Origin of the sequence: Paenibacillus sp. Soil522 (genome assembly GCF_001428245.1) — a bacterium.
Classification (GTDB): Bacteria; Bacillota; Bacilli; order Paenibacillales; family Paenibacillaceae; genus Pristimantibacillus.
On sequence record NZ_LMRV01000110.1, the window covers coordinates 34,965 to 47,898 of the forward strand.

General features: G+C 48.0%; 6 protein-coding genes. 3 read left to right on the forward strand and 3 right to left on the reverse strand.

Annotated elements, in window-relative coordinates; translation table 11 throughout:
- Nucleotides 1–181: 181 nt before the first annotated feature.
- The 3 genes from ASG81_RS28465 (at nucleotide 182) to ASG81_RS28475 (ending at nucleotide 9,681) form a co-directional block, all read left to right on the forward strand.
- A complete protein-coding gene (locus ASG81_RS28465; protein ID WP_056642835.1) occupies nucleotides 182–7,744 on the forward strand; it encodes a pullulanase in 7,563 nt (2,520 codons plus the stop codon).
- 841 nt (nucleotides 7,745–8,585) lie between these two features.
- Nucleotides 8,586–8,864, forward strand: a complete 279-nt coding sequence (locus ASG81_RS28470; RefSeq protein ID WP_056642838.1) for a hypothetical protein — start codon at nucleotides 8,586–8,588, stop codon at nucleotides 8,862–8,864.
- Between the two features lie 157 nt (nucleotides 8,865–9,021).
- Entirely contained in the window at nucleotides 9,022–9,681 is a 660-nt protein-coding gene (locus tag ASG81_RS28475; RefSeq protein WP_056642840.1) for a hypothetical protein, read from the forward strand.
- A gap of 446 nt (nucleotides 9,682–10,127) precedes the next feature.
- Here the strand turns inward: ASG81_RS28475 and ASG81_RS28480 are convergent, their stop codons facing one another.
- From ASG81_RS28480 to pstA, 3 genes are all read right to left on the reverse strand, one after another.
- Entirely contained in the window at nucleotides 10,128–11,006 is an 879-nt protein-coding gene (locus tag ASG81_RS28480; RefSeq protein WP_056643269.1) for a DMT family transporter, read from the reverse strand.
- A 114-nt stretch (nucleotides 11,007–11,120) separates the two neighbouring features.
- The gene (locus ASG81_RS28485) at nucleotides 11,121–11,906 is read right to left on the reverse strand and encodes a 3'-5' exonuclease (protein ID WP_056642843.1); all 786 of its coding nucleotides are present in this window, start codon (nucleotides 11,904–11,906) and stop codon (nucleotides 11,121–11,123) included.
- A gap of 126 nt (nucleotides 11,907–12,032) precedes the next feature.
- Entirely contained in the window at nucleotides 12,033–12,911 is an 879-nt protein-coding gene (pstA, locus tag ASG81_RS28490) for a phosphate ABC transporter permease PstA (protein WP_056643271.1), read from the reverse strand.
- Nucleotides 12,912–12,934 lie beyond the last annotated feature (23 nt).

A 12,934-nucleotide genomic window follows, 5' to 3' on the forward strand; every position in this document is an offset into this window, starting at 1 on the left:
AGAGGTGTGGAAGAAAAGGTTTGCATTTATTGTGCTTTTTGTGCAAACGATTGCACTAACTCTGCGGCTTTAAATGCGGCAGGGGAAGGAGGTGTTTTGTCAGAGAATGCTTGCTGTGAAAAGGCTTTATTCCTTTTATGATTTGAACGGGCTTTAACGATAAATGGGGAGGTTCATCCGAATGAGCTTTGTTTTAAAGCAAAAGAAAATACTGTCCCTGGCGCTTATTGCAGCTATGATCTGGTCGATAATCGGCGCAATTCCGCTGCAAGCAAGCGCCGCAGCTCCTAATAAGGTTGTGCTTGTCGGCAATTTGCAATCTGAGCTTGGCGCAGGCGCGGACTGGGATCCGGCAGCCGGAGCGACCGAGATGATGGACAGCGGCAGCGGATATTATAGCTTTACCGCCGTTTTGCCTGCAGGCGATTATGAATATAAGGTGGCCCTTAATGGCGGCTGGGACGAAAGCTACGGCTTTGGCAGCTATACGAACCCGAGCGGTGAGGAAAATGGCGGCAATATTAAGCTGTCCATTGCGGAAGCGACAGAAGTAACCTTTTATTATAATCATGCTGCTCATAAAATCGCCGACTCGTCGTATTACACTCCGTTAGCTGGCGGCAAGCTTCCTCGGATCGTAGGGAATCTGCAGACTGAAATTGGCGATTCCGCAGACTGGGCGCCGCAATCGGCGCTCTCGCTGATGGACGATTCTGATTTTGACAGCGTATACACGATCACCAAGGATGTGCCAAAAGGAGATTACGAATTCAAAATCGTGCTGGGGACAACTTGGGAGGATGCGGCGTATCCGCAATCGAACCGGGCTCTCAGCCTTTCGGAGGACCTGCCGGTAACCTTTAAATACAATGCCAAAACGAATGAGGTGTCGGCCGATTTCCAGGCGTCTGTTGAACCGGAGCCTGACCCAGATCCGGTGGATCCGAATTTGGATCCGGTGCCGGCGGGCCATCTTCGCATTCACTACAACCGGACCGATGGTCTCTATGAAAACCAAGGAATATGGGCTTGGGACCATGTTGCCGCACCTTCTGCAGGCTGGCCGCTTGGCGCTGCGGCTTTCCCAGACGATAAGAGAGACAGCTATGGCGCTTATGTGGATATTCCGCTTGCCGATAATGCCCAAAAAGTAGGCTTCCTTGTAGTTAACCGATCTGATGGCGCGAAGGACGGCGGTGATAAAGCGGTCGCTATAAGCTCTCCGGAGGTGAATGAGGTTTGGATTCAGCAGGACTCTGATCAAGTATCTTATTACGAACCGGTGGAGCTGCCGGCTAACACGGTTCGGGTTCACTACGCCCGAGACGATCAAAATCAGAGTGCTTACGGCTTGTGGCTGTGGGATCAGGTGGCGGCGCCGTCTACGGGCTGGCCGGCGGGCGCATCCGCGTTTACTGCGGACCATGTAGACCGATACGGCGGTTACGTAGATATACCGCTTCAAGAAAATGCGCAAAAAATAAGCTTCGTGGTCGTCAATCGTACATCAGGCGATAAGGACGGCGGGGATCGGACATTCAGTCTTGCAGACCGCTATGATCAGCTTTGGATCAGAGAGGGCGACAACAACATCTACGTTTCCCCTTATTGGGAGCTGCCTACCGGCCTTGTTTCCGCAGAGATACTGTCTGAAAGCAGGCTGCTTCTCGGGTTTACGATGACCGACGGCCTCGCTGCGGATGAATTGAAGACAGCGATCACCGTTACGGATAATAGCGGCGCAGCCGTTGCTGTTCAACAAGTCACGCTAAATCCAGACAAGAAGACCGCCTTGTTAACGGCCGACATTCAGCTGGATCATGCGCCGCTTAGCGTCACCTACCAAGGGAAAACGGTATTGGCCGCTGCAGGCTGGAGAATGCTCGACGAAATGTATGCTTACGAAGGGAACGATCTTGGAGCCAGCTACGAGTCGGGCAATGCCATATTGAAGCTCTGGGCGCCAAAAGCAAGCTCCGTCGTTGCCAACGTCTACGATAAAAATGATTCCGCTAAGCTTGTCGGCAGCGTAGATTTGACGAAGGGTGACAAGGGCGTATGGATGGCAGCGGTTGAACCGTCTGATCTGGACGTCCAAGGCATAACCGATTTGAAAGGTTATTTCTATCAATATGAAGTAACGAATGACGGTGTAACCACAAATGTACTTGACCCGTACGCGAAATCGATGGCGGAGTTCAGAGTCAACACGAAAGGTGAAGCGGGACCTGATAGCGATGCGGTTGGTAAAGCGGCAATCATTGATTTAAGTGAGACCGATCCTGCCGCAGATTTTGATTTTGCCGATATCGACGGCTATGAGAAACGGGAAGATGCGATTATTTGGGAGGCGCATATAAGGGATTTTACATCCGATCCTTCGATCGCGGATGATTTGAATGCGAGATGGGGCTCCTACGGCGCGTTCAAGGATAAGCTGGATTATATCAAATCGCTGGGTGTTACCCATGTCCAACTGCTTCCGGTAATGGCTTGGTACTATGGCGACGAGGCCAATATGAGCGAGAGGGAGCTTGCGTATTCGTCTCAAGATAATGAATATAACTGGGGCTATGATCCGCACAGCTATTTCTCGCCGGACGGCGCTTATTCGGAAAATGCGGCAGATCCCGAGCTTAGAGTCAAAGAATTAAAGGGACTGATTGATGCCATCCATGATGCCGGTATGGGGGTCGTGCTCGATGTGGTCTACACCCATATGGCAAAAACAAGCTTCCTGAACGATATCGTGCCTAACTACTACGCATTCCAGGATGCGAACGGGAACAACATTGGCGGCTTCGGAAACAACCTGGCGACTTCTCATAAAATGGCGGAGAAGCTGATGGTTGATTCCATTAAGTATTGGTTCGATGAATATAAAATTGACGGCATGCGCTGGGATATGATGGGCGATGCCACTTATGACGCTGTCCAACATGCTTATGATGCCGCGGCAAACATTAATCCGAATGCGCTCTTTATTGGCGAAGGCTGGAGAACGTTTGGCGGCGCTGTTTCCGATGCTTCGTTAGCGGGAAAAGGAGCGGATCAAGACTGGATGGACAAGACGGACAATGTCGGCGTATTCTCCGACGAGATCCGCAATGAATTGAAATCCGGCTTCGGCTCGGAAGGGGAGCCAAGGTTCATTACAGGCGGCGCAAGAAGTATTACAACAATTCTTAACAACATTAAGGGACAGCCCGGCAATACGCCTGCCGATGATCCGGGAGACATGGTGCAATATATTGAAGCCCATGACAACCTCCCGTTGTACGACGTTATCGCGCAATCGATCAAGATGGATCCGGCCGCAGCGGCCAATAATCTGGAAATTCACAAGCGGATACGACTGGGCAATTTGCTCATTTTAACGTCTCAAGGCACAGCCTTCCTGCATGCAGGGCAAGAATACGGCAGGACGAAGCAGTGGCTGGGGGATGGCACTCCGGAGCAGAAATATCATGAGCTGGAGGATGCGGAGGGCAATCCGTTTGGCTATTTTATTCATGATTCCTATGATTCCTCGGATGCCGTTAACAAGTTTGATTGGCAGAAGGCTAATGATGCCGGGCAATATCCTGTAAACCACGTAACGAAGGAATATACGGCAGGATTGATCGAGCTTAGGAAGCATTCGGATGCGTTCCGGCTGGGTGACAAGGATTTGGTCAATTCCAACGTGACGCTCATCGACGCGGAGGAAATGCAAGCAAGCGACCTTGTTATCGGCTACAAAAACAAAGCGACCGACGGTTCAGGAAATTACTATGTATTTATGAATGCGGACAGTACGGCAAGAACGCTTACGCTTTCGGAGGATTTAACCGCAGGCACGGTGGTTGCGGATAATGACGAGGCGGGAACCGGGGCCGTTTCCGTTCCATCCGGCTTTGAGCTGACAGCGGACTCGATCAAGCTAGAGCCTTTGACGGCTGTCATTATTAAGATGGAGGCCGAGGCACCGGTGCTGACGGAACTGGAGCTGGACAGCACGGGCTATCCGCTGCAGGCCGGTACCACACATCAAACGGAGGTTTACGCCAAATACAGCGATGGCAGCAAGAAAAAAGTGACGGATTCAGCAGCATATTTGTCCGATAAGCCAGCCATAGCGACGGTTGCGGCGAACGGCCTTGTAACGGCAGCCGGCGCCGGCCATGCAATCATCACGGTTTCCTATAACGGGCTAACCGCGAGCGCTGCGGTAGCTGTTTCTAACGATTCGGCGAAGCGTTATGTCCAGTTGAATTACATCCGTCCGGATAAAAACTATACGGATTGGAATCTTTGGGTGTGGAACACCGGTGTGAAAAATGACCAAATCCTATTCGATAAAGTCGAAAACAGCATAGCTACGGTCATGCTTGAAATCTCGCCGGATACGACAAGCGTAGGCTTCGTGCTTCGCAAAGGAACGGATTGGAACACCGCGAAGCAGGATATTCCGGATGACCGCGTCATTCCGGTTGCGCCGGGGGCTGCTTTTACAAAGGTAAATATTACGAGCATGGTCAATCAGCTTGATATTTTGCCTGCTATAAATGGACCTGTTCTGAAGGATGGAGGAATTACGTTTCTATACCGGGATGACGCGTTATTTAAAAATGGGACTATGAGCGATCTGACAGGCGTGAAGGTGAAGGTAAACGGTACGGCGTATGACATGATTTATGATGCAGCTAAGGAATGGTTTGCTTATTCTCTGACCGATATAGAAGGCGGCACGTATGAATATACCTTCCTTGTAACGAAGCAGGATGAAGCTGCAGTTGAAATAACCGATCCGAAAAACACGGCAGACGGCAAGTCTCTCATCACGTATCGGAAGCCTATCGTAACGATGACGGCGGCGGTCAACCCAAGGGCGATATCGTATAACGAAAATGCGGTGCTTACCGTGCAGGCAGCCGCTTCGGAAGAGGTTGCCTTTACAGAAGGCTATATGGACCTGACGGCATTAGGCGGGGCGGCGAAGGTTTATTTTGACACCAAGCTGCTCGCACAATCGATTGCTGTGAAGGACAATGTTACAGCCGGCAGAAAGGAAATACCGATTACACTAATCGACGAGTACGGCAATAAGCATACGCATACGGGCTCGGTAACGGTTAAAGCGAGAACGTTTGCCGGAAGTCTCGACTTTGACTGGGATGAGGCACGCATCTATTTCGCGCTGACCGACCGCTTTGCGGATGGCGATGCGGCAAATAATGCGGATGTGGATAAGGAACATCTCGAAGCTTATCACGGCGGTGATTTCAGAGGGATGATCGACAAGCTGGATTATCTGCAGGAGCTGGGCATCAATACGCTGTGGATTACCCCGATTGTCGACAATATCGATTTTAACAAAGGCGTCGACTTTAACAGCAAGCAATACGGCTATCATGGCTATTGGGCCAAAGATTTTACAAAGCTCGACGAGCATCTTGGCGATATGGATACGTTCAAGGAGCTTATCAATAAGGCTCATGACAAAGGCATCAAAATAATGGTCGATGTGGTGCTTAACCATACAGGCTACGGCTTGAAAGCGGATGAAAGCCGCCCGGGCATTACACTGGAGGACAAAGCGCGCTTTGAGGGCATGCTGAGAACGAATGGCGTTCAAGCAGACGTAAATCCCATCGAAGGCGAATTGGCAAATCTGCCGGACTTCAAAACGGAAGACCCGGCCGTGCGCGAAAAAATGATTGCATGGCAGGCAGGCTGGCTGGAACGCGCTAAAACAGATCGCGGAGATACGATTGATTACTTCCGCGTAGATACGGTCAAGCATGTGGAGAGCACGACGTGGAAGGCGTTCAAAAATGCGCTGACAACGATCGATCCAACCTTCAAGCTGATCGGTGAATATTTTGGCGGAACGGCAGACAGCGACGGGGGCATGCTTCGCAGCGGTCAAATGGACAGTTTGCTCGATTTCGGCTTCAAGGGCAGAGCGAAAGATTTTGCAAACGGCTCGATTGACGCGGTCGACGCTTATTTGGCGGATCGTGAGACAAAGCTGGATAACGGGGCCACCATGGGGCAGTTCCTAAGCAGTCATGATGAAGATGGTTTCCTCTCTCATTATGTGGATGGAGACAAAGGAAAGCTGAAGATCGCAGCGGCTCTCCAGATGACGGCGAAAGGCCAGCCCGTCATTTATTACGGGGAAGAGCTCGGCCGTTCGGGAGCTAATGCGCGTGACATGAGTGCAGGCTTGTTCAGCGAAAATCGCGGAGATATGCCGTGGGATCAGCTGACGCCGGAGCAGGCGCTTCATGACCATTACGAGAAGCTGCTGAATATCCGGGCAAAGTTCTCGAAGGTTTTTGCCAAAGGCGCGCGTACAAAGCTGGCAGGCTCGGATGCGTTAGCGTTTCTGGCCTTCAACAAGCAGTATAACGGCGAAAATGTCGTAACGGTCATTAACACGGCAGCGGGAAGCAAGTCCGTTACGCTAAAGGTTCCATTCTTAGCCGGTTCACAGGCAAAAGACGAATACAGCGGAACGCTTTACACGGTTTCAGCCAGTGGAGAGCTGACGATTGACGTACCTGGCAGAAACGATGGCGGCACCGTCATTTTAAGCGGAGTTTCGACTGGCGCGCCAACGCCGAACAAGCCGGTGAGCGCACCGCAGGCGGCTGACGCTCAGGTTGTTAATGAAAGCAGCTTGAAGAACGGCAAGGACGGCAAAGTATCGGTACAAATGGATGAAGGGAAAAACGCAGTGCTGCTGCCGCTTCAAGCAGCGGCAGCGGTAGCCGGCAGCGCTTTGGAGCTGAAAACAAATGGCATTACGATTACGCTGCCAAATGAAGTGCTCGCTTCGATTCAAGGTCTCGTGCCTGCAGGCGAAGCGGACGGCACCCGTATTTTATTTGAAGCAAAACAAGTGGAGAAGGCAGCAGTGAACGCCTTGATCGACCAGGTAGAGGAAGGCCAAACAAATATAAAGGCTGCCTCCCCGGTTTACGAATTCCACTTAGGCATCCTTACGAAGGACGGAAAGGCGATTCCGGCTGCGAAGTTTGAAAAGCCGATTATGCTCACTTTCAAAGTCAACGCGAATGCAGATAAAGACATTATCGGCGTCTATTATGTAGGTGATAACGGTAAGCTTGAATTCATAGGAGGCACGATGAACGGTGACAGCATGACGGCGGCGGTATTCCATTTCAGTAAATATGCGGTCCTGGAATACGACAAATCTTTTGCAGACGTTCAAGCCGGGCATTGGGCTTTCGCAGCGATCAAGTCATTGACTGCAAAGCATATCGTGACGGGCATTAACGATAAGCAATTCGCGCCGCATACGAACGTAGCCCGCGCACAATTCGCGGCTATGCTCATTCGCGCGCTTGGCGTCAAGGCGGAAGGCACAGCGGGCTTCGCGGATGTTGGCGCGGACAGATGGTATTCCGCTCACGTGGCGGCAGCAAGCAAGCTCGGCATCGTTAAGGGGCGCAACAACAATTTGTTTGCGCCAAACGAAACGATTAACCGCGAGGAAATGGCGGTCATGATCGTACGGGCATACGAGGTAAAGAAGGGGCAGGAGGGCACTGCGGCGACGGCGGAAACCGCGTTTGCTGACCGCAGCCGGATCAGCGAATGGGCTGCCGCATCCGTTGGGGCTGCTGCAGAGCTTGGACTGGTTCAAGGCAGAGCAAATGATGCTTATGTGCCGAAGGGCAAAATGACGCGTGCCGAAAGCGCGCAGGCCATCTATAACCTGATGGGCAAATAAACGTATCGAAGAGGATGCGCCCCGGTAGCTGGAGAGATTGGAGTTTTTACAAGAAGAACACTGTGGCGATGAGGGATGAGTGAGAGTTGGAGATGATTTTGTATACAGAGCGCGGTGAGTCACGCCCATCGTTGCTCTGTATGTTTTAATTTTTGAAGTCAACAAGGAGTCAACACTTGGATGAGGAAAGAAAATTCATCTCGAACCGGTCACTTGCACGTATGTTCTGTACATATTCAAATAGAGTGGAAACATCTCTTTCGAGGGGCCAGGTTTATTTGCTGTACATTCTATTAGATGAGTAGGTACTTCTCCTTGACGACAAACACAACACGAATGAGCCTCAGTATTCTTTAATTTCAATTGAAGAATCTATTGTATACTCGTGACCTGTTCTCTAAATTCACTTTTTCATTATGCGAACCATAACGTTCAAAGAATTCCCCTTCGTACCATTAAATTGTAAAATGCCATGAAAATTGCATGGAAGGCTCTTTGGAAAATACAAAATAAGTTATCGATGCCAATTTAATCGCTATCATAATGAGTGTAGCTCACATATCTAAAGGAATTGGTGAGAGTGAACAATTGCTCAACTATAAGAATTTTTCGCATTAATCGCGCAAAATTTTTGCGTGAAATACAACTTGACTTTGCGTGGGTGTATCGCGAAAACTAGACTAGTGTCTAATTGTAAATTTTTACGTAAAAAAGAGGGGGTATATACTCCTGGTGAATTGTGAAATATACATCATTTATTCAAATTAATATTATTATTTACAAAATATTATATATAGTAAATTGAATTCGGGAGACAAATAGGGACTTTAGGAGGATGGATATGGGACTAATAAGTAATGTTAAAAATTCTGTTACAAAATCCTTTAATAACACAATGAAAAAAGTAGAAACAGTCGCGACAAATGTTAAAAATGAGGTTGTAAAAACTGCAAAAGAGGCTGCTAAAGAGACCAAAGTGGCTGTAAAAAATCTAGTGGTGGACCCTTTTAAAAAAGCGCTAAATGATACTGGTCAGGTAGCATCATTGGTGCCGGGACATCCATTGTTGACTCAAGAATTAATAGAGAGCCATCAGGTACTTCGGTCGGGAATGCTGTAAAAAGTGCAGTGAGAGGTGCTGCAATTGAAGTAGTGGTTAGAACTGGCGTAAATATGGTTTCTAGTTATTATTCACCTAATGGAGCGCAAAGAAAATACATAAATGGACAGCAATAAATAACCAATATTTGTCTCCCGCATATTGAAAAGGAGAATTTATGACACAAATTTTTGATTTTATAAATGATGATTTACCTATAAACAGTGTTTCTTATTTAACAGATGATTTTGAAGTAGATCTATTTAGACAAGAAATAGATAAATGGGTTTTGAATGATAATATAATAAATTCACATCATTTCTATTATCTCAAAATAAATGGGAAGACAATAATACCGGATATTAGAAAAAAATTCAAAATGAGAAATAAAGTTATTTGTTCAATTAATGAAGGCATTACTAAGGATGTAAATTCAATTGTTATTTCGAATTTATTTTGCTGTGAAAACTTGGTTTATTCAAATGATACCAAACTTTATCATCCAGTTAATAGAATAAGTGTATTGAATAATTCACAAGAACTAGTGAATATTTGGTGTGATTTCGAAAATGTGAAGTTTGATTTTTTAATGTTTTTAGAAATATATTCTGAGGATGAAATATTTGATATAATACCTGTTATTATAGAGGCATCAACTAAAGAACGTGATTATAAGAAATCGTATTTTTGCTGTTTTAGTATTAATCATTTTTCTAAAAGTAAGCTTTGGAACATACGTGTAAGAACTTCATTAAGCAATAAGAGAGAGATGGCAATAAAATTTAACTATTTGAAAGCTCAATCTTATAGTCCAAGCACGATAAAAGGCGGAAACTAGTATGAAAAAAGATTTTAGTCTTATAGGATTTTCAATAATTGGACTTTTTTTAGGAGGATACAAAACTTTATATCAAACAGGATTTCATTTCTATGTAGGATTATTTTTTATTGTACTTTCATTAATTCTTCTTATAATATTCCTTGTATCTCTACGAAAAATAAAAAAAAATTGACCAGTTGGTCGTAGTTCCGTTAAGTAGACAGTGAAGTAAAATGATTAAGCGGCGATCGTTTCTCGGTATCCAATCGGGAAGAGGTCGCCTATTTTATTGTAAACGTTCATTATTGTAGTAAAGAGTTTATTTGCATCAGTTTCACAATTGGTTTTTTCGAGGTAAAGCATTCCCCCGCGATACGTGTAGTTATTTTAAAGGTTTAGAATAAGAGATAGAAAAACAAATTTATGATCAATTCATATAAAAAATAACAGCTAATATGGAGATATCATTCCTTACCATGACGAATAAACAGCCATACGCCGAACAAAACTAACGCGCCAGCCGCCAACTGATAGCCTGTCAACGCTTCCTTCAGAAGCACCCAAGCAAGCAGGGAGGCGATGACTGGCTCGCCAAGCACGGACATCGAAACCGCGGCGGCGCTCATATGCTTTAGCAGCCAATTGAACAGATAGTGGCCGAATAGCGTCGGGACGATCGCCAGCAGCAAGAAAATGCCCCATTCCTTCGGGCTGTAGCCGGTAAAGGAATTGCCTCGGGCGATATTATAGAAGGCGAGCGCAGTAGCGGCAAGCGCGAATATCCAGAAGTTATACGTGAACGCGTTCATATCCTTCCGCACTTGCTTGCCGATTAGCACATGAAAGGCAACTGCCGCAGCGCCCAGCAAGGATAAAACATCGCCGAGCAGCGCTTCTCTCGAGAGTGTAAAGTCGCCTGATCCAATGACGATAGAGCCAATGAGCGTGATCCCCACTCCCCATAGCATCATGCGATTGGTCCTCGTACGGAACAGCAAGTAAGAGCCGAGCATGACGATAACGGGTTCCAGCGTTAATATTACAGTGGAGCTGGCGACCGTGGTCAGCCGCAGCGAAGCCATCCAAAGCAAAAAATGCAGCGCCAGCATGATGGCCGAGAAGGCTAACAGCCGCCACTGCCTGGCGCTCAGCCGGAACAATTCAGCCCGATATTTGAAGACGAGCGGAAGCATAATTAAGTTAGTTAAATACAGCCGGTACATCGCTATGACAGCTACGTCGGCGTCGGACCAACGAACGAATATAGCGGAAAACGAGATAGCGATAATCCCGACGATGTATAGCAATTCATAGGCGGCAATTGACTGGGGGCTGCGGTTCATAAGCGTATGTTCTCCCATACTCGCAAAACCCCTGACTCTTCAAACGCACCGGCTGCGTTTGAAGAGTCAGGGGCTCTCATTTTATTTTTTGCCAAACTTAAACGGTCCTGCTTGTTATCCGGCTTGTCCTGCTTGTCCGGCCGAAGAATTTGCCGCCTTCTCAAGCTCTAAATCGAAATACTGCTGCAGTTCCGCAACCTTCCTTACGTCCTCGAAAGAAGCTTTTCCAGCTAAGTAACGTTCAGCGAACACTTCCCACTGCGGAACGATCTTCTGCGCATTCATCGTACGGATCGCGTTTTTGACCATTCTCCGTTCCTTCGCATTGGTGTACATATCCTTGTACTGCTGCTTCAGCCCGAAATCCAGCTCGCCAAAAATTTTGCAGAGCACTTCAGCCGTCATGCGGGCATCATCCAGCGCCCGGTGCGCTGAGCCTTCTGGCGTTATTTCGAGATCAATGAGAGCGGCTTCGACGCTGACATCATTCGTAACATTTTTATAGCGAATGTAGCCCTTCAGCAGGTCGAAATAATCGGCTGCCATCCAGAAGCTGTCATCGAGCTTATGCATCCGCGTATCATACACAATTCGCTTTAAGTCCTCGCCGCCCCAAGTAAACAGCAGAAAAGCCTCGCTTTTGTTCAGCCATGCCGTAAAATCGCCGATTACCTTCGGGAAGCGGCTCGCTGTGTCGATGTCTTCCTGCGGAATACCGGTTTTCTTCTTAATAAAGCTGTTCAGCTTGGAGAAATAAATCGGCTTGATCAAAGCGGAAAATTCATCAACCTGCTCGAGTGAGCTATTTAAACGAACTGCGCCAATCTCAATGACCTCCATGGGCAATTCGCTTGCAAACTTGCGTCCGTTAAATTCAATATCCAAAATAATATAGTCCAAAATCCTAACCTCCGATAGATAGCCTGTGTTCTCTATTCTATCAGAAAAAGGTATGCAAATGGGAACTACAATATGGTAGAAAGTTTTGTGCAGGCTATTTTACGGAGGCTAAAGGCCTGTTTTTTGCTAGGAGCGCTTCGTACGGCGGGAATTCAGCCATAACGGGATGCGGAACAATAAATTGATGAGCAGCACGATGAATACGAGAACGGCCGCCGCTTTCTGGGCAATTTCCTGCGCATCGCCGACGATGGCTTCGGACTGCACATACCAGAGGTGAACGGCGAGCGTGGCGCCGGGCGAGAAGAGGCTGAAATCCCACATTTCGCCGGACGTAGATACGCCTGCGGTCAGGATGATGACGGCGCTTTCCCCGAATGCGCGGCCGGCAACCAGGCAGATGCCTGTTATGATGCCGTTAAGTGAAGCGGGGAGAAGCGCGCGTATGATGGTTTGCAGATGCGTGCCGCCAAGCGCGAAGGAAGCGCTCTTCAACTCCTTCGGCACCGCACGGATCGACTCTTCGGTTACGCGTGTCAGTACGGGCAAATTAAGAAAGGCCAAGCTGACCGCTCCGCCGAGAATGGTCAAGCCAATCTCGAAATATTCGACGAACAGCGCGATCCCGAACAAGCCGAATATGATGGATGGCACAGATGCGAGTCCTTCTACGCAAATGCGTACGAAGCCGATCAGCTTATTGTCAGGCGCGAACTCCGCCAAATAAATGCCTGCGGCCATTCCGAGCGGAATCGAAATAACCAAAGAAATGAACAGGATGTAGAAGGAGTTTACCAGAGTCGGACCGATGCCGCCGCCTTCCTCAATCTCGCTCGGCAGACCGAATATAAAGTCCCAAGTCAGCTTCGGCAGCCCATCCTGCAAAATGAGATAGAGGAGGCCGAATATAAACGCGATGATAAGTACGCCAAGCGACCAAACCACACCTGTGAAAATGCGGTCCTTTACCCGGTTGAGCCCGTTTTTGCCGCTAAACGGATTCATCAAGGGTTTCGTATGAATAACTT